The organism is Bacillus cereus group sp. BfR-BA-01380, assembly GCF_022663535.1.
GTDB classification, from domain to species: Bacteria; Bacillota; Bacilli; order Bacillales; family Bacillaceae_G; genus Bacillus_A; species Bacillus_A cereus_BB.
In genome coordinates this window covers 45,064-67,297 of sequence record NZ_JAKUFS010000018.1, presented here as the reverse complement: position 1 = coordinate 67,297, position 22,234 = coordinate 45,064, and the positions used below count along the sequence as shown (strand labels likewise).

Here is a 22,234-nt window from a genome sequence, read left to right as displayed (position 1 = left end):
CTTATTGTACCGAATGCAATCAAATCATTCCCTGCTACGATACGATCAATTGCTATAACCGGCACTTTTACATTCATGTAATTACCGCTATTTTGCGGACCTTTTGCAGCAATAAAACCAGCGACATTATTTTGCATAAGCACATCGGTGTATTTTTTCTTTTTCTAAATTCCTATCAGAATCACATAGCACAACTGTATATCCTTGTTTATGAGCTACATCTTCTACCGCCTTGGTTACCTCTGGAAAGAATGGAGTTACGATGTTTGGGATGATTCATCCAATTAGACGAGAACTCTTCTTCTATAGAGAACGCGCACCGCACTTGGCTTATTATGCTCGCTTTACTTTTAGCGCACATTCTTTTCCCTCTCACCATATGTAACCGTTTACGAAAATAATATAACGTATTCATGAAAATCCGTCAATTATTTGTAAATGACAGGATAACACCAAACTCCTTTACTTTTCCAACATCCAAAGTCGCTCTCCCACCAGTAAAAATTGCGATTACATGTAAAAAGCATCGCCATTACCGGCGATGCTCTTCTTTATGATGATTAAGATACAATTGCATCTTTCTCTTCTATTTCACTCTTTTGTTCATCTGCTCCCTTTTTACGATCAGAAAGCTTGATTTTCTTCAAGAACAATGTAAATACAGCACCAACTAGAATAAATACTAATCCAGTTATAAATACATGATGAAGAGAATCTAATAATGATGTCTTTAATACAGGCACAATGCTATTTGCAATTGGTTCTGGGACTTTCTTCAATGCTTCTGGACTAAATAACATTGAATATAGCCCTTGTGGATCTGTGTGAATCATATCTTTAAACTTCGTCACGATTTGCCCTGCTTGTGGTGGGAACGTATTCAGTACAGGCACTAACTTATCTGTTAATACTGTACCAGATGTGTTATTCATAATGGAACCTAAAATCGTAATCCCAAATGTACCACCGATTTGACGGAAGAATTGACTTGATGAAGTGACAACTCCAAGATCTTTTTTCGGGAAACTTTCTTGTAATGCTAATGTTAAAGTTGGCATTACAAGACCCATTCCGAAACCAATGATCATCATGTACGACGTTGCAACAAGCTTACTTGTATGCATATCCATTGTCGTTAACATTCCAAATCCACCAGCCATAATCAGCATCCCAGTAATAATTTGTGGTTTTACTCCAACTTTTAACACAAGCTGACCACCAATAATACTCGTGATGATCATCGTGATCATCATTGGTGTCATAATCGTTCCTGATTCAGCAGCACTTACACCTACAATACCTTGCATAAAGAATGGAACAAACATGATTGCTCCGAACATTCCAATACTCATAAAGAAACCAATTGCATTTAATAATGTAAATGTACGATGTTTAAAGAAATGAACAGGTAAAATCGGTTCTTTTGCTTTTTTCTCGACCATCACAAAGCTTATAAGACCAATCACCGCAAGCACAAATAACCCAATGATTTGCCAAGAATCCCAAGCGTAGTCTTTTCCGCCAAATGTTAACGCTAATAATAAACTTACAACACCGACAATCATCGTGAAGATACCAGCAATGTCAATTTGAATTGGTCCTGTTTGTTTCTTCCCTTTTAAGCCCATTGCGATAAAGATGGTCGCTAAAATTCCAACTGGTAAGTTAATGTAGAATACCCATCTCCAGTTCATTGAATCAACAATCCAACCACCAATTTGCGGACCAATGACAGAAGCAAGACCATAAAGTGCTCCAAAAACCCCTTGCCATTTCGCACGTTCTTTTCCTGTAAACATATCCCCAATGATAATCATAGCCATCGGCATCATAATACCGCCGCCAAGACCTTGAATACCACGGAAAATAATTAGTTCTGTCATACCATTTGCCATACCACAAAGCGCAGAACCAATCATGAAGACGATTAATCCTGTCATATATACAGTGCGGCGACCTAATAAATCGGCTAATTTACCGGCGATTGGTACAACCGTTGTTGATGATAACATATATGCTGTTGTTAACCATGTCATTAAACTTAATCCACCAAGTTCACCGACAATACGCGGCATTGCTGTACCAACGATCGTCCCGTCCAATGCAGCAAATAGCATAGCGATAACTAAGCCAATTAACAGCAATGTTCTATTGTGATTTGCTTGTTGTTCCATATAATCTCCTCAGCTCTCTTTAGTTTGTCTCTTTCTTCTCCGCTGATTGGCAAATAATTGCTTCTAGTTTTTCAAATAATCGCAACAAGTCTTCTCTCTCTTGTACTTCTAATTCGGAAAAATACTTGGCAATATGTTGATTACGAGCAATCATTGCCTCTTCTAGTACAGCTTTCCCCTTTGACGTTAACTCAATTACAACAACGCGGCGATCATCTTGATCATGATAACGCAGAACTAACCCTTGATCGATTAAACGATCGATCATTACTGTAATTGCACTCGGCTTCACATACATTTTTTTCGCTAACTTTGTTGCTCGTGATGCACCGTAATGATCTAAAATTTTTAAAATATAAAATTGCGGTGGTGTTAGTCCAGATGATTGTAATTTCCCTAATAACTCCGTTTGCAATTTCTTTCCAATAGAAAATGCAAGAGCTTGAATTTTATCTATATGAGTCATGTCATTTTGCATATTTTCCACCTCTTATTTCAGCAATGAAATATTTAACGTCTTTAAATATTAAACTCTACAATTAATAATGTCAATGATTTTGTTTCTTACAAACTTTCGTAATTTTTTCAATAAAAACCCCCTTTCTTTTTAGGGGGGCGAGAGCATCTGGCCATGCATAGCAGCGGTCAGGTCCTTTTCCTTCCACATGCCATATTTTAAACAAAGAGAGCAAGCAAGTAGCGGTCATGTTGTACTTTGCATAACAGCGACTTATAAAGAAAAGCGGATCCGACTGTTTAGGCCCGTTGGCTAAGGTTCTTTCACACAGAAGGTGTTTTTTACCTTCTCGTGTGGAAGGTTCTTAGACATGAGGGCGTAGGAGGCAGAGCTAGACAAAGATGTTGAGAAATCAGAATGGATTTATATAGCTAAAATGCTAAGATGATTTTTCCACAACAAAAAACTACCATTACTATGCATATAAAACATAGCAATGGTAGTCTTCACCTTTTTATCCCGCTATTTGTGGGCAGTAATACTCCCATCTCAAAATTCGGCGAAAGCAATGTCCAGCTTCAGTGGCTAGAATGTTCGGTGGGAGATAAACTGCCCGTAAAAGCCCGATTGGTGAGGGCTGATAATCAGTGGGGGATGAAGAAAACCCCCACTGATGGAAGTTTCACTTTATGAAACCAATTCAATTGTTTCAATAATTTCGATGCTATCCTTCACAGATTGAAAAATTGTACAATTTTTCATCGCAAGTTCTAATGCCTTTTTTAACTGCTCTTGCGTAATTCCTTCTGCCTTTATTTTATAGTGTAAATGAACACTCTCCAATGGTTTCGGTAAAGTTTCGCTTCTTTTGATTTCAGTTTCCATTGTAAATTCATGATACGTAATACGTTTTTTTTCTAAAATCGTTCGAAGTACAATCGCACTGCACCCTGCAATTGAAGCAATCAAAAGTTCTAATGGTGTATACCCATTCTCTTTTCCAATCTGCAATTCACCATATGGAACCTTCGTTATGATTTCATCGCGCTTGACTATTAGTTGCACATGTATTCCCCATTTCCACCTTTTGCTGTCGCTTTTTATTTATATAATAATATATGTAGCAAAAAATAATAAATGGAATGCCGCAATATAATGCCATGCGTTGTTCTGGGATGAACGCTAAACTAACCACAACAACGCTGTTTAAAACAAGCGCTGCAATTGGAACAATTGGATACAATGGTGTCTTATATTTTAAATCTTCTAACTTGCCGCCGCTCTTTACATATTGTTGTCTAAAGCGAATTTGTGAAAATGCGATAATAATCCAACTCGCCACCGCAGATAACCCTGCAATAGATAGTAAATACATGTATACAGTACTTTCTGCGAATACACTTGTTAATAATGATAAAGCTGCAATAATCATCGTCACAACTAATGCTGTAATCGGGACCCCTCTTTTATTCACCTTCTTAAAAGAAGTTGGTGCCATTCCCTCATTTGCTAGCGACCATAAAATACGTGTTGCTGCATATAACCCTGAGTTTGCTACCGATAATAGTGCAGTGATAATAACAAAGTTCATAATATCCGCTGCATATGGAATACCAATTTTATCAAAAACAACAACAAACGGACTTTCAATAACTCCTGCTTCCTTCCAAGAAATTAATCCTACTAAAATCGTTATTGTTAAAATAAAGAACAACATAATCCGCCACACTGTATTACGAATCGCACGTGGAATTGTTTTTTCTGGCTCCTTACTTTCACCTGCTGCGATCCCGATTAACTCTGTTCCTTGGAAAGAGAAGTTTACCGTGATCATTGTTAGTAACACAGCTCCAATTCCATGTGGAAATAACCCACCATCATGTACAAAATTAGAAAAAAGCGGTGCTGCTGCTTTTCCATCGTATGGTAAAAATCCAAATAGTGCACTTCCCCCAAGAAGAATAAATGCAATAATGGTAATTACTTTAATACTTGAAAACCAAAACTCTAATTCTGCATAACTTTTTGCTGATACTGCATTTGAAATGAATAAAAGTCCTCCGAACACAAGGCACCATACCCAAACATTCACATCCGGAAACCATCTCTTCATCATTAAACCAATTGACGTTAACTCTAAACCAACCGTTACAGCCCAGCCTAACCAATACAGCCAGCCAATCATAAACCCTGTTCCAGGTCCGATAAATTTCGTCGCATATTTTTGAAACGATCCCGAAACGGGCATGGCAACTGTTAGTTCACCAAGGCAAAGCATCGTTAAATACATAATAAAACCACCGACTAAATAAGAAAGAATCGCTCCTCCTGGTCCTGCTTGATTAATTGTATATCCTGATCCGAGAAAGAAACCTGTTCCGATTACTCCTCCAAGTGCAATCATAAATAAATGTCTACTCTTCATTGTACGATGTAATTGCTCATTCGTTGCCTGATTCATTTTCTTCCTCCCCTTGCACACCCTCTATATTTTAAAATTTCAGATAATATAAAATATACAATAAAGCGTTTACAATTTCTATATAAAATTAAAACTTTTCTAAAAAAATAACTCTTGCATAAAATAAAATGCAAGAGTTATCCCACTATTCGTGGGCAGTAAGACCCCCACCTCAAGATTGAGAGAAAAGCGTTGTCCAGTTTCAGTGGCTAGAATCTTCGGTGGATTCGCCCCCCTACTGATGGAAGTTTCACTTTATCTACTTTCTAAACGTCTTGAAAAAAGAGACAAACTATAATTTACAATGAAATACATACATGCGACGAGGAGAAATGTTGGAATCATATAGTTTACATTTTGTCCATTAATAATTTGAGCATTATGCATTAATTCTGGCAATGAAATGACGACTGCTAACGATGTATCTTTTAAAAGAGATATAAATTGACTGACAAGCGGCGGTACCATACGCCGCAGCGCTTGCGGTAAAATAATATGCTGAAGCGTTTGTACATACGATAATCCAGACGCACGCGCTGCTTCAATTTGCCCCTTCTCAATTGAGAATAAACCACTGCGAACAATTTCTGAAATCATCGCTGCTTCAAATATCGTCAACGCCACAATGGCCGCTGTTGTAATTTCTAATTTCAATCCAGCTTCTGGGAGCGCAAAATATGTAAAGAAAATAATTAATAGCAACGGTAAATTACGAATGATTTCAACAATACAAGCAAGTATTGCTGATACAACCGGTATTTTCGCATATCGCAACGTACCAATTGCACTTCCAATTATAAAACTAAGAAAGATTGCGATAAGAGCAATTTCTAACGTAACAAGTAATCCTTTTAATAAAAAAATAAAATGATCTCCTGTATAAGCACCGCGAAAATCCATTTACACAGCTCCTTTCGCCAAGTGTTTCTCTAAATATCGAACACCCATGCTAAGCGGAACAGTTAAAAGTAAATAAAACATACCAACAAATATATATACATCAAATGTGACAAATGTTCTTGTAGAGATCAAATCACCTTGGTACATTAAATCCACCCCAGCGATAATACCTAATATAGAAGAGTTCTTCACTAAATTTAGAAATTGATTACCTAGCGGTGGAATTACAATTTTTATCGCTTGCGGCAAAATGATATGATACATCGCTTGTACATACGTTAAGCCAGAAGAACGCGCTGCTTCCATCTGCCCTTTCGGAACTGATAAAATCCCTGCACGAATTGCCTCTGTAATAAAAGCCGCTGTATATATCGTAAGTGCAGTTGTACCCGCAACAAAGCCACTTAATGTAACACCGATTACTGGAAAAGCAAAATAAAAAGCAAATGCTATTAGAACTAAAGGGATATTCCGAATAAACTCCACATATGCTGCACCCATCCAATTTAGAATCCGAATTGGCGCAATTCGCATCACTGCAATTATGATACCAAGAATAAAACTCCCAATTAACGCAATCAGACTAGACATCGCCGTATATTTGAATCCCTCTAAATACAAATCTAGATTATTTGAGAGAATAGAAAAATCGGGCACAAACGCTCCCCCTCTTTCTTCATAACAAGAGGATGATTATTTCTCATCCTCTTGTTATCCTATATTTTGTAGTCTTACTCTGGCTTTTTCCCAATCCACTTTTCATACAATTTATTGTATTCCCCGTTTGCTTGCATCTCTTTTAGTAACTCATTAATTACTTTTGTAAGCTCCGTTTCTCCTTTTCTCACCGCAATGCCATACGGTTCGTCAGTGAATTTTTTTCCAACCACTTCATAGTTGGCGTCTTGCTTTTCCATACCATATAAAATGGCATTATCTGTTGTTAACACATCGCCTTGTCCTGCTTTCAATGCCGTAAATGCTTCGCTATAATTTTCAAATTCAAGTACAGTCGCTTCCGGTGCTTTGGCGCGAATATTGTTCGTAGAAGTAGAACCTTTTACAGCTAACACCTTTACCCCTTTTTTCACGTCAGCTATATCTTTAATTCCACTTCCCTTTTTTACAAGTAAAGATTGCCCAGCTTTAAAATACACATCTGAGAAATCAACTTCTTTTTTGCGTTCCTCAGTAATTGTCATTGTCGCAATAATTGCGTCAATATCGCCGTTCTTTAGCATCGGGATGCGCGTTTTAGAAGTAACTTCTTTTAATTCTAATTTATTCTCATCGCCTAAAATTTTTTTCGCAAGTGCTTTCGCAACATCAATATCAAATCCTTCTACTTTTCCTGTTGCCGGGTTCTTTAATCCAAATAGATTCGTATCATACTTCACACCAACAACTAGTTTTCCACGTTTCTTAATTTGATCAATAACAGTTTCTTTCTCATTTTTTACAGCTTCTTTTTCTTTCTTATTTCCACAACCAGCTACAATCAGTACAAATAAACAGGCAAAAACGATAAGCGTAAACCACTTTTTCATTTTAATCATCAAATTCCTCCTTTAACGATTCAGCACACGACTTAAAAATAATCGAGCTCGTTCTTGCTTTGGATTTACAAAGAAATCAGCAGGTGCTGCTTCTTCCACAATTTCACCCTTGTCCATAAATAAAATGCGATCCGCTACCTCACGGGCAAATCCCATCTCATGTGTGACAACAACCATCGTCATGCCTTCTTTTGCTAATGCTTTCATAACGTCGAGTACCTCACCAATCATTTCAGGATCAAGCGCAGAAGTCGGCTCATCAAACAGCATAATCTCCGGTTTCATTGCTAGTCCCCTTGCAATAGCAACGCGCTGCTGCTGTCCGCCTGATAGTTGGTGCGGATAGGCATTTACTTTATCCGTAATCCCTACTTTTTCTAAGTAAAACATGGCAATTTTTTCTGCTTCTTCTTTCGGCATTTTGAGTACTTTTATCGGGGCAAATGTAATATTTTGAAGTACTGTTTTATGAGGATATAAATAAAAATGTTGAAATACCATGCCGATACTTCTTCTTAATTGATTTATATCCTTCTTTCCATCATGTATGTTTACACCATTTACAACCAACTCACCATTGGTAATCATCTCTAGTTGATTCATGCAGCGCAGCAACGTGCTTTTCCCTGATCCCGATGGGCCAACGACCACGACGACTTCCCCTTTTTCAATTTGTAAATTAATACTTTTTAAAACTTGAAAGTTGCCGTAATATTTATTGACATCGCGAAAAACAATCAACCTGCTCCCCTCCTTTACAACTCAAAAGGCCTGTATAGTTTTTTATATTCGAAAACATCTAAAAAAATAACTAGTAATCTTTTAGACATAAAGTGAAACTTTAATCAGTGGGGGTTTTCTTCATCCCCCACTGATTATCAGCCCTCACCAATCGGGCGCATGCCAGCAGTTTATCTCCCACCTAACTTCTTAAGAAAAGCGGAAGCGGCTCGTTCAGAATCGCAGGACACCCACGTCCCTGACAGAGAGGCGCTTTTTGCCTCGTCCGAGGGGGGCGAAACGGCCGGAGATTCTAGCCGCTAGAGCTGGGCAACAAAGAAATGTGGAAGTGGCTCGTCCAGAATGTGAGGGGGGATGGAGCTTCTGACGTAGAGGTGTTTTTTACCTCGTAGGAAGAAACGAAGCCACCGAACATTCTAGCCACTGGAACTGGACAATGCTTTCGTTGAATTTTGAGGTGGGAGTATTACTGCCCACGAATAGCAGGATAAAAAGAAAAACTGACCAAAACAACTATAATAGTGGTTTTGGTCAGTTTCTTGTATTTCTTACCATTCAACAATTGCTTTTCTCGCAACAATTCTCTTATAAATAGCATTTGTTAATGTTTGAAAATGCTCCGGCATTGCTTTACCGTTAAACTTTTTCATAATCGTTCCATATAGAGCAACATCTCGAAGGCGCATGAAAAGTGGTATCGTATCATATACGGAATCATCAAGAATATACTCTGTCTCATATCCTTCCCTCAATACTTGCAACTGGTGACGTGCAAAAATCGCCTTTTCTTCTTCTGACCAATCTTTTTGCAAAGCAGAATAATATAAAACCATTGCAAGATCATGTGCAAAATAATTGTACGTAGCATCATCAAAATCAAAAATGGTTAACTCTCCATTTTCATAGTGAAAATTCCCATGATGAATATCTCCATGAATCAATCCAAATGTACGATTTGTCACAGGTGAATTTTTAATTTCTGCTACAACTTCATACGCAATTGCCTGTAGTTCTTTATCTTCCTGTAACATATCAATAACAGTAATTTCATCGTCCATCCACGTAACACGATTCTCCGTCTTTGGATAATCCATCGTAAGTCGATGTAACTGCCCAATTGCTTTTCCCCAAGCGTAAAAAAGCGTATCATTCCAAACAGCAGAATCTACATCTTTCACTCTTTCTCCGTTTGCATAGTCAAAAAGTGAAACGTAAAAAGATGTTCCATCAGTTGCTTGTAGGCTTTCTACAAATATATCGTTCTGTGACCGATGCGGTGCCGCTACTTTCGCTCCGTTTTCCCCAAGATATGCTAGAAAATCTAATTCAGCTTCAATTTGCTTATATGTACGATGAGATGAATGTGTCAAACGCAAAACATATGATGTACAATCTTCTCCCTCAGCACGAAAAATATAATTTTCAAAATCTCCTAATGGTTCTTCCCTAACAGTTACACCGAAGCGTTTTGCCGCTTCTTGTAAAATTTCTTTTGTAAACACTTTTTCAACTGCTAATTCCATATGACCACTCCTCTCTTCTCTACATAATTCGTCATAAATCTTAAAATCACTGCTATAAAATATAAAAAAGAAGTAGAACATTCTACTCCTTTTCTATTCCAATAATAAGGAATTTATATCGATAACAGCATTACCATTTCCCTTCCAATATGAGCGTATAAATCCCCATACTCATAACAAACAGCGAAACCCCTAACGTAATAATCCAGAATGGAATTTTTAACTTTTTCACTTTAAAATAAGCTCCGTTCCCTTTATATTTAACAGAGCGATATAAACTGATTCCCCCTACGAAAATCATGAAAATACTTAAAATATGTACGACATACGGCAAGCTCCCACTCCTTTAAACAAATCCTCCCCCTAAGATTATCACACCTCCTTTTTCTATATCACCTTTTTTTTACAACATTACCTAAATAATACTTATTAAATATAAAAACAAATTTTCATGTATATAAATTCATTTAAATTTTTCAGCATATAAGTTACTGCTATGGAGAAAAAAGTGCCCTGCTCGCTCCAGTATACTTCTAAATTATTCTAATGTGAGTAAATAGTTGATTAACACATCTTGCTCTTGTTTTGAAAAACCTTTAGAAGAATCTACCCAATATTCATGTCCTTCCCCAGTAATATGTGCGTCTTGTAAATCCTTTGAATTTTTGTTTGCTTCGATTACTTTTCTTCTTAAGTTTTGATCAATTAATGCTCGTAAGCTGTTAAACGGATTAGGTTCAATTCCTTTTGATACTGTTCCTGTCATACCTAGTTCACTCTCCACGTTCTGGCCAACCGCAACGCCTCCATCATGTAAATACGGCGCTCCCCAATAAAGTCCTAACAAACTTGGAACTTTGTAACCACCAGGCGAACCATTTAACATATATGCTAAGTTAATCTTATCTTGATCTAATGAATAGGCTGGAACTTTTAACAATTTTGCTCCTTTTGGCACAGGTACAGGTGTATCCGATGAATAAATAATAGGCTCTGTTAAGTCTTTACCTATTGCTTCAAACGATTTTGCTCTTGATGGCTCGGTCTTAATTTCATTAACTGGAATAATTCGATTATTTGTGTAGGTTTGTCCCGCATGACAAGTAATACAACCTGCACGTGCAAAAATGGTCTTCCCTTTTTTCAGCGTCTTATCATCAACAGATAATGGTGGTTTCGGGGAAACAAATGTATTTTGTAATGCAGACATTCCATTATTTTGCTCCATAACCCGATAGCCAGGAGAACTTGATACTAAACCATTAGGAGAGATTAAAGACGGTCTTGGAAATGTCGGAAGCGCAATTAACTCATTTACGCCTGGGACTCCTGGAGTAGGGTCTACTGAAGCAAAAAACTCAGATGGTTTCTTTCCACTTTTAGGATCATATCGATATGTTAGATTCGCTGCATTTTGTAACATTGTTCCTAAATAAACTTCCTTGTCAATTTTGAAAAGGAATGGGCTAGCATGTGCTAATGTCGTTAAATCTGATCCTTGAATATTTACAGCACTATTAATTACACTGAGTCCTTTAAACGGACCAGCTTGTGCAAATCCATTCCACCCATAAGGATGATCTCCAAATGTAAAAGAATCTGGAATTTGTGTTGGATTATTCACCAAATCACTACTTGCATCAAAGTTTCCTCTTGGCCATTTTAATAAAGTACGATCTACAGCCTCCTCTATCATCTCTGGATCAGGAAGCGGAGCTTTTTTTCCATCAGAAGTTACTACTGTTCGTCCTAAATCTTTTATATAGTTTTGTAATGACTTAATTTCTGCACGAGAAAAATAAGCTGTCGAATTTGTTCCTAGTGCTAAAATGAGACCGCCATTAAAATCATTATTTGCAGCACCTTCAATAACTTGTTTTGTATCTCTAGTTACCGTTGCATGGCATGCGGCACAACTTACTCCTATCTTCTCTCTTCCTTCAGACTTAATAATAGGCATTCCTAATACTTCATTAGAACCTCTTGCAACATCTAAGCCAGTATCAACCTTTGTTCCTTTTTCAAACGTTTTATCTCCTATTTTCACAGTTTTCGCCAGTTCAACACGTAAATTTGTTGTCCCTTTTCCATGTAAGTCGTGAATTGCTTTTTTAATATTTTCTAAAGTTAACGCACCATTTAAAATACCCATTATGTCTGTAAGAAACACTTCATTTCCAAATGTTTCTTCATAAAAAGACTCTCTCCCCAAATTTAATAAATTCTTGTCAATTTTCACTGCTCCGTTTTGTGGTGATAATAAAGCTTTGCCTTCTTTCGTTTTCAACAACTCATTCGCCTTTTTTTGCGAAATCGTTTGTCCCCAAATATCATAGGCTGGTTGATTTTCCTCAGTTCCGTAATGATTTGGTTTGCTCTTTACAATTTGATCTTCAGAAGGAATATAAGCATATGTTGGTTTTGAAAAGTTAAAAAGGACAATACATACAAACATTATCCCCCCAACAAGAGATCTAGCCGACTTTCTATTTTCCATTTACTCTCCTCCATGTTCATCAAAAAATATTACAAATGCTTCCGTAGCAACCTTAATATTCCCTGTAAAAAAAGAAATACATACAAAACCATACTTTCATCGCTATAAATATTTAATCACTAATACGAATTTTCATAAAAAAATATATACATTTCTCTTCCCTTTCTAAAAAACATGTAGTATACTTACTTCAAAATCAGAGGAGAAAGGGAGCAAAGGACTATGCTTACAAATACAACTGTAGTTACATTTGCACAAAAACATCATCATCATACGTAAACCCTTGAAACCTAGCGGAAAAATTTACGCGTAGGTACAAGGGTTATTCCCGTTGTACCTACGTTAGGCAAAGAGCCATGTAGGTATTTTTTATCTACATGGCTCTTTTTTATTTCCAAAAAACACTAGGTACAATAAATCATAAAACAAAAAAACTATCATCAAAAGGAGTTAGACGATCATGGACACAAAAAAATGGGGTTTATGGATTTTAACAGCATTCGTTGTTGGAAATATGGTTGGCGGCGGCGTGTTTATGCTTCCGGCAAATTTAGCGCAAGTATCAGGACCAATGGGTTCCACGCTTGCATGGACAATTACCGGGCTTGGTGTATTCATGATTGCGCTCGTGTTTGGAAACTTAGCAATGCGAAAACCAAATTTAAAAGCAGGTCCGCAAAGCTATGCGCAAGCAATGTTCACTTCACCAAAAGCTGGGAAAGTTGCTGGTTATAGCATGGCTTGGGGTTACTGGGCGGCAAACTGGGCGGCAACAGCTTCTGTTATTATTTCATTTGCAGGATATTTATCTACATTTTTCCCAGTTCTGCAAAGTAAACAAGTTTTATTCACGACAAATGGTTTCTCATTAGAACTAGGAAAAGTCTTAACATTTGCTGTATGTAGTATTATGCTATGGGGCATTCAATATATTCTTTCTCAAAATATTGATCGTGCTGGTAATATGAACTTACTTGCAACAGTTGCAAAAATCATTGGATTTACGATGTTTATTATCATTACATTATTCATTTTTAATGCAGCGAATTTCGGCGATGGTCAAACCTTTATGAATGAGGCTGGAAAATCCATTCCATTAGGCGGACAAGTCAATGCTGCTGCCATCTCAACACTTTGGGCGTTTATTGGTATTGAATCAGCTGTTATGCTTTCAAACCGTGCAAAATCACAGCGCGATGTAAAAAAAGCAACAATTTTCGGATTAGTAATTGCGCTTCTTATTTATGTATCAATTACATTGTTAACAATGGGTGCTCTTCCGCAAGATGCGCTAAAAGGATCACAAAAACCATTAGTTGATGCATTGAATATGGCTATCGGTAATAAAGGTGCATACATTATGGCATTTCTAGCACTTGTCTCTCTATTCGGTTCTACAGTAGGTTGGATCGTTGTAAGTGCAGAAGTTCCATATCAAGCAGCAAAAGGTGGACTATTCCCTGCTTTCTTTGGAAAAACAAATAAAAAAGGAAGTCCGAAAAACTCATTATTATTAACAAATGTTATGACGCAAATATTCTTATTCTCTACTATTTCTGGGTCAGTATCAGAAGCGTATAACTTTGCAATTGTTGTCGCTACGCTTGCTTATTTAATTCCATATCTTGTTTCAACGTTGTATCAATTAAAACTCATTATTACTGGTGAAACATATAACAACATGCAAGGCTCTCGCAAATTGGACGGAGTCATCACAGTGCTTGCTCTTATCTATTCCATTTGGGTTATCAAAACAGGAACAGCTGATATGAAAACTTTCTTCCTGGGAATCGGATTATTTGTAGTCGGACTCATTCTTTATCCATTCATTATGAAAAGTTCATCAACATCCATGTCAGAAGCCAAATAATAGAACGAGTTAATCCCTAAAAAATGGACTGCTCGTAAGTCAATTACACTGACTTATAGAGCAGTCCATTTTTCTATCTCATACTTCCTATTTCATTTAATTAGAAGGATATTGAATATAATCTGGATTGTAATAAATCCATTCATCTCCACCTAAATTGAGCCAACCATTAAATACTTCATATACCGCATATTCAGTAATAGCATCCGTTTTGTTCAATTGTTTTATTACATCATAACCTCTAGCAGGACCTTTTCGTACATTTACTCCTATTCCATTAATTTTAGCAATACCAGGTGGATCTACAGAATCTTCATTTTCCAAAAAGATGATATAAGATTTATCATAATAAATCCATCCATCATCTTCTCCTTGTAACCATTGCCCAACTTGTTGAGAGATTAAAAAACTATCTGGTTTATTCACCTGTCGAATCACAGCCTCTCCAAGATTTGGACCTTTTCTTACGTTCACATGAGTTCCACGAATATAGGCTCGTCCTATAGATACCGTCATCATATCCCCTCCTTTCCTCTTGCTAATATTATATGAAGCATGTACTGATAAGTCCCTCTAACCAAACGTTCATTCGGCCTTTTTGTAAAAAATTTCTTTTCACTTTATAATAAAAATAAGCTTCTCCTCAAGAAGTTACTAACTTATTCGTATAAAGTGAAACTTTCATCGTCTAGGATTCTAAGAGTAGTTATCTTTTACATTCTCTCTTACTTTTCTCTAAATCTTAAAAGAGAGGGCTACTGACTACAAATAGCCAAATAAAATTTATATAAGAAAGAATAGGTGGAACTGATACATATGAAAAATCGCGTTCTTCAATTATTATTCGTTATTTCAATTTCAACTATTTTACTGATTGTATTAAACAGATCATCTATATCGTTATATACCTTCGCTGGAGCAGTATTCTTTATTACAGCTGTCGGCATTGCTTTTGTCATCTTTATTGAGAATCGCTCCCCGCAAAGTACGTTAGCTTGGTTTTTAGTATTAGCAGTTCTCCCTATTTTTGGTGTATTTTTGTATGCTTTATTTGGCCGAAGCAGATGGCGCCGAAAAAAACATTTACATCGTGCTGAAGAACAAAGAAAGCTATTCCGTGAAATTTTAGAAGGAAGACGATTGAAACAAGAAATACCATCATCTCTCAATGAACGCTCTGCCCATTTAACTACGATCATTCAAAAATTTGGCGGAGGTCCTATTGCTGATGAAACTAGAACGAAATTACTAACAAACGGAGAGGAAACATTTACAGAAATTTTATCCTCCATTCAAGAAGCAAAACATCACATTCATATTCAATATTACATTTATCGAGCTGATGAAATTGGAACAAAGATCCGGGATGCTTTAATTGAAAAAGCAAAAGCTGGTGTAATTGTCCGCTTTTTATTTGATGACCTCGGAAGCTATCCATTGCGAAGCACCTTTTTACAACCGATGAAGGACGCAGGAATCGAGGTAGTAGAATTCGATCCTGTCCTTTCTTCGTGGTTAATCGAAACTGTCAATTACCGTAATCACCGAAAAATTGTTATTATTGACGGGAAAATTGGATTCACAGGTGGATTGAATGTTGGGGATGAATATCTTGGTCGTTCTAAGAAATTTCCAATTTGGCGAGATAGTCATTTAAAACTTGAAGGAAAAGCATTATACAAACTACAAGCCATCTTTCTAGAAGATTGGTTATACGCACGTAGTGGATTAAATAACTATTCTTGGGAACCTTTTATGAATAAAGAGTATTTTCCAAGGTGGACGGCTCAGGCAGAAGGTGCTGTCCAAATTATCGCAAGTGGCCCGAGTGCAAATGACAAAACGATTCGAAATGCCCTATTAGCGGCAATGACATCAGCTAAACGTTCCATTTGGATTGCGACGCCATACTTTATTCCTGATCAAGAAACGTTAACATTACTACGTTTAAGTGCAATCGCTGGAATTGATATCCGTATTCTGTATCCTGGCATAAGCGATAGCGTTATAAGCGATCAAGCTTCTCAATCTTACTTTGCTCCGTTATTAGAAGCAGGTGTTTCTATTTATCGTTATAAAGATGGATTTATGCATGCTAAAATTGTATTAATCGATGAGGAAGTTGCAACAATTGGCACAGCAAATATGGACATTCGTAGTTTTGAACTGAATTATGAATTAATCGCTATGTTATATGATTCTCCGACTGTCCTTGATATTAAACGTGATTTCGAACAAGATTTTAAGGATTCGACAGAAATTCGCTGGGAAGTATTTTGCCAGAGAAGCATTCGAAAAAGAATGCTTGAATCACTGATGCGGCTTATTTCACCGCTTTTATAAAGTGAAACTTCCATCAGTGGGGGGCTTATGGAAAGCCCGCCCAATCGGGCTTTTACGGGCAGTTATCCCCCACCTATCTTCTTTGCTTCTCTCTAAATCTTGAGGTGGGGGGCTTACTGCCCACGAATAGCAGGATAAGGAAACATCTTCCAAATAGGGGGATGTTTTTTCTTTGCTTCGCTTATGAAAACACGTTATCATAAGAAGGATTGTTTACTTTATGAAAATAATGTTAGGTGGGAAATACATGTTAGAACAATTTCATATACATGAGGGATTAAAAGGGCAACTTGTAAATATTCATGAAACAAATAAACATACAGCTGGCAATGCGGCTACTTTAATTGGAACAAAAATGTATAAGGCATCGGATAACAGCATTATTGAAGATGCAATTACTGCGTTACTTCTTGGGAAAAACGTACTATTAAAAGGCCCTACTGGAAGCGGTAAAACCGTTCTTGCTGAAACGCTATCTTATCTATTCCAAAAGCCAATGCATAGCATTAACTGCTCTGTTGATTTAGATGTAGAAGGTATTTTAGGATACAACACATTAACAACAAAGGATGGTGCCTCTGAAGTTACTTTCGTAGATGGTCCGTTGATGAAAGCAATGAAAAATGGTCACTTCCTTTATATCGATGAAATTAACATGGCAAAACCAGAAACGCTTCCGCTTCTTCACGGTGCACTCGATTACCGAAAAATGATTACAAACCCATTCACACAAGAAGTTGTGTATGGCAGTGATGAGTATCGTGTAATTGCTGCGATTAACGAAGGGTATGTTGGAACGAGCGAACTAAATGAAGCGTTAAAAAACCGTTTCGTTATTATTGAAGTTCCTTATATTCAAGGTGAAACATTAAAAGAACTCTTATTAGCTGAATCAAAATTAAAGAGTGCAGCAACAATCGAAAAGTTTGTTGCATTCGCAAGTGACTTGATGCCGCTTGCTCGTGACGGCCGTGTAAGTGAAGAGGCTGCAAGTATTCGCGGTATTATCGATGCATGTGATTTAAGTGTGTATATTCCAGTGATGCGTGCAATTGAACGAAGCATTATTGCAAAATTAAGCGATGAGACGGAACAAATGACGGTACGTGAATTAGCAGAAAGCTATTTCTTTGAGGGATAATTCATGAGACAAATTTTTAGCGACAAAAAAATCGATGCGTCTCTGTTTCTGCAAATGGAAAATTTAATGTATGCTCTTCTAAAAGAAGAACATGCATATTTGGAATATGGTTATAAAGCATATTATGACGAAATCGAAAATAAAATTGTCATCAGTCATTTTTGGGATGACCGAAGCGAAACGGATAAAGTAATCGGCTTAAAAAGTGAAGTATATTTAAAAGCTCTTGGTTACAAACATCATTCCGATATGCAACTCATTCGTAATTATGCAAAAGAATTGCAGCAATCACCGCTTAAAAATTTTTTAACACAGCTATTCGTTCTATTAGAAGATTTACGAGTTGAAGAAATTGTGAATCGAGAACGCCCTGGTACAAAACCAATTTTTGCACGCCGAAAAGAAATGTATCGGAATTATTTCAGCTCACAATACGAAATTAACCGTATCCGGAATTATCATGCTGATATGCTCATTTGTTTATGTTACTTAACATTAACGAGCGACAAATACGAAATGTTTAACAACGACTACTTTGAGCACATTGAAGCAATCTTACACGAAACATTCCAAACACGTACAACAGAAGATACGATGTATGTTGTCGAAAAAATCCGCTATCGTTTAGAAGAACTTTTAGAACATGATATGATTAATAACTACTTTGGACTTGCGCCGCTCAATACTTCTGTCGTTTTTGAAAAAATTGAAGAACGAGTAGATGAATTAGCAAACGATGATGTTCAAATTGTGGACGATGATGATAATAAAAGTAAAATAAATGAAAGTTTTTCAACTTGGCATCGTGAAAATAAAAACAATGAAAACGAAAACTTCTTACGTTTTGAATTAGAAAGCGGTACAAAAACAAATATGATGGGTGATACTGCCCGTGAATCTGAGGATAGTGATCAAGCACTCGCTTCTGTGCAAGGTACTTCCCAGAAAAGTACGCAGTCGAATTTCGACGGAGCAGATGCTGAAGACACGAGAGCATCTCATGCTTCTAGCCAAAATGAAGGTGTATACGGTAAATATAACGCCGGCGCATCGCACATTTTTAAAGAAGCTCGCAAACCAAACCATGATGAAAAGAAAGACTATCAAGCTATCAAATCTGTCGTAAATAAAGATGTGAAAGAACTAAAGAAAATCATCGAAAAAACAATTGAAAATAAAACAAACGCAAATGCTGATAAATACTACGGAAGACTTCGTAAAAAGTTCTTACGTATTTATACAGAAAAAAAACCACGTATGTTTTATAAAAAAGGACAAGAATCACAAGAGCTTGACGTCGTCTTTCACCTGTTAGTTGACTGCTCTGGTTCGATGTATAATAAAATGGAAGAAACGAAAAAAAGCGTTGTTCTTTTCCATGAAGCTTTAAAATCGTTAAAAATCCCACACGCCATTAGCGGATTTTGGGAAGATGCTTCTAACGCAACACCCGAAAATAAACCAAATGTCATTCATGAAGTTGTAACATATCAAAACTCAACGCTTCCCAGTATTGGTCCGGAAGTCATGCAACTTCGTGAAGAAGAAGATAACCGTGATGGATACATTATTCGTATCGTGTCGGAAAAACTTGCAAAACGTCCAGAAAAACATAAATTCCTACTCGTCTTTACAGATGGCGAACCGTCTGCATTAGACTATCAACAAGATGGTATTTTAGATACACACGAAGCTGTAAAACTTGCTCGTAAAAGCGGCATAGAAGTCATCGGAATCTTTATCGAAGAAGGCGAAGCAAAAGAAGCAACCTATCAACTGATGAAGAATATTTACAACCACCACTTCTTAGTGGCGAATCATGCTGAAGACTTACGCTTGAAGATTAAACCGTTATTGAAGAAACTACTACTGAAGACGATTGAATAGAAACAGGAGCTGCGTGCAGCTCCTGTTTTTTAGTCGTTTTTTGTCAAAGAGTCTTTATTTCGTGTCGAAGCGCCGATAAAAAGTGAAAATTTTTTGGGCATATTAAGAATCAAATAGATGCGAAAGGATGGTTCTCCCCAAAAATGAAGGAACAATATACGGATGTTACTACTGCTGAAGCTAGACATCAATATGTCATTCCTGAGGAGTTTCCTGAAGGGCCTTACGGTTCTGCCTCTAATAAAAAATTAGGAAAATCAACTCCTTGGGATAAAGATCAAAAAACACATAAAGCATTTAACAACGAATATGAAAAACAATTTGAAGAAACGGAAAGGCAATATCCCGAAACCGAATGAAGTTAGGCCAACTAAAAAAGAACCGATTCAACACATTGAATCGGTTCTTTTCATATTAGCCAAGCACTAACTCAGCTTCTAATTTTTTTTTTAATTTTGCAAGCATATCAGCTGTCATTTTGTCTAAATCATAGTCTGCTTTAAAGCCCCACTCTTCTTTTGCTGCTGTTGCATCAATTGAGTTTGGCCAGCTATCTGCAATCTTTTGACGAGCTGGATCAACAGCGTAATCCATCGTAAATGTTGGAATGTGTTTACGAATAGATGCCGCAATTTGTTCTGGCTCGAAGCTCATTGCTGTAATGTTAAATGCATTGCGATGTTTTAACTTACTCGGGTCTGCTTCCATTAAAGAAATGATAGCTTGCAATGCATCTGGCATGTACATCATATCCATGTATGTTCCTTCTGCAATGTAAGAAGTGTACGCACCTTTTTTAATTGCTTCATAATAAATTTCAACTGCATAGTCAGTTGTTCCTCCTCCAGGAGGCGCAACGTATGAAATTAAGCCAGGGAAACGCACACCGCGCGTATCTACACCAAACTTTTCATAGTAATAATCACATAAAAGTTCTCCAGCTACTTTGTTTACCCCATACATCGTAGTTGGACGCTGAATGGTGTCTTGCGGCGTATTATCTTTTGGCGTTGTTGGACCGAATGCACCAATTGAGCTTGGCGTGAAAAACTTACAGTTTAACTCACGTGCCGCTTCTAACGCGTTTACAAGACCACCCATATTTAAGTTCCAAGCAAATAACGGATTTTTTTCTGCCGTTGCAGAAAGTAATGCTGCCAAGTGAATGATTGTATCCACTTCATTACGCTTTGCAATATCATGTAATTTTTGACCATCAGTTACATCTAAAATTTCAAATGGGCCAGACTTTACAACTTCGCTATCTGTTTCACGAATATCTGTTGCAACAACATTTGATGCACCGTATACATCACGAAGTTTCATTACAAGTTCAGAACCAATTTGACCTAAAGAACCGGTTACTAGAATTTTTTTCATTTTCCCCACTCCTCATTAGTAAGCTTTCTTAGATGTAATTGTGTTAAATAATACCCATTTTTTTTCCAACTTTTTCATACGTGCGAATTGCTTCATCAAGCATTTCTTTCGTATGTGCTGCTGTTGGCATATTACGAACACGTCCTGTTCCTTTTGCTACAGTTGGGAACACAATTGATTTTGCGTACACGCCCTCTTCGTTTAGACGTTTACTAAATTGTTGTGTTAATACTTCATCACCAATAATACAAGGTGTAATTGGTGTTTCACTTTCTCCAATGTTAAAACCAAGCTCTTTTAAGCCTTGTTTCAAATAGCGACCATTTTCCCATAAACTGTCATGCAGCTCAGTGCTTTCCATTAAAATTTCAATTGATCTCATACAAGCAGCTGCATCAGCTGGCGTTAACGCTGTTGAGAATAAGAATGGACGTGAGCGCACTTTTAACCAATCGATTAAATTTTTCTTACCAGCAACATATCCACCGATTACACCAATCGCTTTTGATAATGTACCGATTTGGAAATCTACTTTATCAGATAATCCAAAATGTTTTACTGTACCAGCACCTTTTCCAAGTACGCCAGAACCGTGTGCATCATCAACATACGTCATTAAATCTAGCTCTTCCGCAATTTCAACGATTTCTGGCAGTTTTGCTATATCGCCATCCATTGAGAATACGCCATCTGTAATAACCATTAATTTATTGTAAAGACCTGATTCCTTTGCTTCGATCGCTTTTTTACGTAAATCTTCCATATCGGAATGTTTATAAACAATAATTTTTGCTCTTGATAAACGAGAACCATCAATAATAGATGCATGGTTTAATTCATCAGAGAGAATTGCATCATTTTTATCCATAACAGCTGAAATCGCTGCCATATTACAATTAAATCCAGATTGATATGCAATTGCAGCCTCTGTATGTTTGAATTTCGCAATTGTTTCTTCTAATTTAATATGCAAATCAAGTGTACCGTTAATTGTACGAACAGCCCCTGCACCAACACCATATTTATGAATCGCGCCGATTGCTGCTTCTTTTAAACGCTCATCTGTTGCTAATCCAAGATAGTTATTTGAAGATAAATTAATATATTCTTTTCCGCCAATTGTGATGATTGGTCCATTCGAACTTTCAAGCGGATCAATAACGTTATAAAGCCCCTTTGATTTTAAATCCTCTAGGTTTTCTACTAAAAAATTGTCAAGTGTTTTGCTAGACATCGTGAAACCTCCCTATCATTCATATAAAGAAAATATTACCATAATACTCCCTTTATCAGCTTAACACGTT

The 22,234-nt window shown here is 36.9% G+C and carries 19 protein-coding genes and 1 pseudogene; 5 read left to right on the top strand and 15 right to left on the bottom strand.

Features of this window, described 5'->3' with window-relative positions; all coding sequences use genetic code 11:
* Positions 1-38: 38 nt before the first annotated feature.
* From MR076_RS16725 to MR076_RS16670, 12 genes and pseudogenes are all read right to left on the bottom strand, one after another.
* A pseudogene (locus MR076_RS16725) lies at positions 39-300 on the bottom strand (transcriptional regulator); the annotation flags it as partial.
* 260 nt (positions 301-560) lie between these two features.
* Entirely contained in the window at positions 561-2,174 is a 1,614-nt protein-coding gene (locus tag MR076_RS16720) for an MDR family MFS transporter (protein WP_242222374.1), read from the bottom strand.
* A 19-nt stretch (positions 2,175-2,193) separates the two neighbouring features.
* Complete coding sequence (locus tag MR076_RS16715) at positions 2,194-2,652, bottom strand: MarR family winged helix-turn-helix transcriptional regulator (RefSeq protein WP_242222373.1); 459 nt, start codon at positions 2,650-2,652, stop codon at positions 2,194-2,196.
* A gap of 666 nt (positions 2,653-3,318) precedes the next feature.
* Complete coding sequence (locus tag MR076_RS16710; protein ID WP_242222372.1) at positions 3,319-3,696, bottom strand: OsmC family protein; 378 nt, start codon at positions 3,694-3,696, stop codon at positions 3,319-3,321.
* A complete protein-coding gene (locus MR076_RS16705; RefSeq protein ID WP_242222371.1) occupies positions 3,671-5,092 on the bottom strand; it encodes an amino acid permease in 1,422 nt (473 codons plus the stop codon). The genes MR076_RS16710 and MR076_RS16705 overlap by 26 nt, the downstream gene beginning before the upstream one ends.
* Positions 5,093-5,347: 255 nt before the next feature.
* Positions 5,348-5,992 carry an amino acid ABC transporter permease gene (locus MR076_RS16700; protein WP_242222370.1) on the bottom strand — a complete coding sequence of 215 codons (645 nt, stop codon included), beginning with the start codon at positions 5,990-5,992 and terminating at the stop codon, positions 5,348-5,350.
* The gene (locus MR076_RS16695; protein ID WP_242222369.1) at positions 5,993-6,649 is read right to left on the bottom strand and encodes an amino acid ABC transporter permease; all 657 of its coding nucleotides are present in this window, start codon (positions 6,647-6,649) and stop codon (positions 5,993-5,995) included. It lies immediately after the preceding gene.
* Positions 6,650-6,723: 74 nt separating this feature from the next.
* Positions 6,724-7,548 (bottom strand): glutamate ABC transporter substrate-binding protein, encoded by an 825-nt coding sequence (locus MR076_RS16690; protein ID WP_242222368.1) that lies wholly within the window; start codon positions 7,546-7,548, stop codon positions 6,724-6,726.
* 12 nt (positions 7,549-7,560) lie between these two features.
* Complete coding sequence (locus MR076_RS16685; RefSeq protein WP_242222367.1) at positions 7,561-8,289, bottom strand: amino acid ABC transporter ATP-binding protein; 729 nt, start codon at positions 8,287-8,289, stop codon at positions 7,561-7,563.
* 548 nt (positions 8,290-8,837) lie between these two features.
* Positions 8,838-9,812 carry a phosphotransferase enzyme family protein gene (locus MR076_RS16680; RefSeq protein WP_242222366.1) on the bottom strand — a complete coding sequence of 325 codons (975 nt, stop codon included), beginning with the start codon at positions 9,810-9,812 and terminating at the stop codon, positions 8,838-8,840.
* 130 nt (positions 9,813-9,942) lie between these two features.
* Positions 9,943-10,146 (bottom strand): hypothetical protein, encoded by a 204-nt coding sequence (locus tag MR076_RS16675; protein WP_242222365.1) that lies wholly within the window; start codon positions 10,144-10,146, stop codon positions 9,943-9,945.
* Positions 10,147-10,350: 204 nt separating this feature from the next.
* Positions 10,351-12,309 (bottom strand): electron transport protein, encoded by a 1,959-nt coding sequence (locus MR076_RS16670; protein WP_242222364.1) that lies wholly within the window; start codon positions 12,307-12,309, stop codon positions 10,351-10,353.
* A 460-nt stretch (positions 12,310-12,769) separates the two neighbouring features.
* Here MR076_RS16670 and MR076_RS16665 point away from each other — a divergent pair, with 460 nt between their 5' ends.
* Positions 12,770-14,179 (top strand): amino acid permease, encoded by a 1,410-nt coding sequence (locus tag MR076_RS16665; protein WP_242222363.1) that lies wholly within the window; start codon positions 12,770-12,772, stop codon positions 14,177-14,179.
* Between the two features lie 96 nt (positions 14,180-14,275).
* On the opposite strand, the gene MR076_RS16660 is transcribed toward MR076_RS16665, so the two are convergent.
* Positions 14,276-14,695 (bottom strand): SH3 domain-containing protein, encoded by a 420-nt coding sequence (locus MR076_RS16660; RefSeq protein WP_242222362.1) that lies wholly within the window; start codon positions 14,693-14,695, stop codon positions 14,276-14,278.
* A 300-nt stretch (positions 14,696-14,995) separates the two neighbouring features.
* On the opposite strand from MR076_RS16660, the gene MR076_RS16655 reads away from it, so the two are divergent.
* The 4 genes from MR076_RS16655 (at position 14,996) to MR076_RS16640 (ending at position 19,909) form a co-directional block, all read left to right on the top strand.
* The gene (locus MR076_RS16655; protein ID WP_242222361.1) at positions 14,996-16,522 is read left to right on the top strand and encodes a cardiolipin synthase; all 1,527 of its coding nucleotides are present in this window, start codon (positions 14,996-14,998) and stop codon (positions 16,520-16,522) included.
* 247 nt (positions 16,523-16,769) lie between these two features.
* Positions 16,770-17,663 carry an ATP-binding protein gene (locus MR076_RS16650; protein ID WP_242222360.1) on the top strand — a complete coding sequence of 298 codons (894 nt, stop codon included), beginning with the start codon at positions 16,770-16,772 and terminating at the stop codon, positions 17,661-17,663.
* A 3-nt stretch (positions 17,664-17,666) separates the two neighbouring features.
* Complete coding sequence (locus MR076_RS16645; protein ID WP_242222359.1) at positions 17,667-19,550, top strand: vWA domain-containing protein; 1,884 nt, start codon at positions 17,667-17,669, stop codon at positions 19,548-19,550.
* A gap of 143 nt (positions 19,551-19,693) precedes the next feature.
* The gene (locus MR076_RS16640) at positions 19,694-19,909 is read left to right on the top strand and encodes a hypothetical protein (protein ID WP_242222358.1); all 216 of its coding nucleotides are present in this window, start codon (positions 19,694-19,696) and stop codon (positions 19,907-19,909) included.
* A 55-nt stretch (positions 19,910-19,964) separates the two neighbouring features.
* Here MR076_RS16640 and MR076_RS16635 read toward each other — a convergent pair whose 3' ends face one another.
* Together MR076_RS16635 and MR076_RS16630 are read right to left on the bottom strand one after the other, a co-directional pair.
* Entirely contained in the window at positions 19,965-20,939 is a 975-nt protein-coding gene (locus tag MR076_RS16635; RefSeq protein WP_242222357.1) for an L-threonine 3-dehydrogenase, read from the bottom strand.
* Between the two features lie 34 nt (positions 20,940-20,973).
* Positions 20,974-22,164, bottom strand: a complete 1,191-nt coding sequence (locus MR076_RS16630) for a glycine C-acetyltransferase (protein WP_242222356.1) — start codon at positions 22,162-22,164, stop codon at positions 20,974-20,976.
* Between the last annotated feature and the right edge of the window lie 70 nt (positions 22,165-22,234).

Bases quoted from the DNA above. Each gene is read 5' to 3' on its own strand.
- MR076_RS16720 (WP_242222374.1), bottom strand. From the start codon at position 2,174: ATGGAACAACAAGCAAATCACAATAGAACATTGCTGTTAATTGGCTTA.
- MR076_RS16690 (WP_242222368.1), bottom strand. From the start codon at position 7,548: ATGATTAAAATGAAAAAGTGGTTTACGCTTATCGTTTTTGCCTGTTTA.
- MR076_RS16705 (WP_242222371.1), bottom strand. From the start codon at position 5,092: ATGAATCAGGCAACGAATGAGCAATTACATCGTACAATGAAGAGTAGA.
- MR076_RS16640 (WP_242222358.1), top strand. From the start codon at position 19,694: ATGAAGGAACAATATACGGATGTTACTACTGCTGAAGCTAGACATCAA.
- MR076_RS16650 (WP_242222360.1), top strand. From the start codon at position 16,770: ATGTTAGAACAATTTCATATACATGAGGGATTAAAAGGGCAACTTGTA.
- MR076_RS16680 (WP_242222366.1), bottom strand. From the start codon at position 9,812: ATGGAATTAGCAGTTGAAAAAGTGTTTACAAAAGAAATTTTACAAGAA.
- MR076_RS16665 (WP_242222363.1), top strand. From the start codon at position 12,770: ATGGACACAAAAAAATGGGGTTTATGGATTTTAACAGCATTCGTTGTT.
- MR076_RS16645 (WP_242222359.1), top strand. From the start codon at position 17,667: ATGAGACAAATTTTTAGCGACAAAAAAATCGATGCGTCTCTGTTTCTG.
- MR076_RS16660 (WP_242222362.1), bottom strand. From the start codon at position 14,695: ATGACGGTATCTATAGGACGAGCCTATATTCGTGGAACTCATGTGAAC.
- MR076_RS16715 (WP_242222373.1), bottom strand. From the start codon at position 2,652: ATGCAAAATGACATGACTCATATAGATAAAATTCAAGCTCTTGCATTT.
- MR076_RS16670 (WP_242222364.1), bottom strand. From the start codon at position 12,309: ATGGAAAATAGAAAGTCGGCTAGATCTCTTGTTGGGGGGATAATGTTT.
- MR076_RS16655 (WP_242222361.1), top strand. From the start codon at position 14,996: ATGAAAAATCGCGTTCTTCAATTATTATTCGTTATTTCAATTTCAACT.
- MR076_RS16630 (WP_242222356.1), bottom strand. From the start codon at position 22,164: ATGTCTAGCAAAACACTTGACAATTTTTTAGTAGAAAACCTAGAGGAT.
- MR076_RS16700 (WP_242222370.1), bottom strand. From the start codon at position 5,992: ATGGATTTTCGCGGTGCTTATACAGGAGATCATTTTATTTTTTTATTA.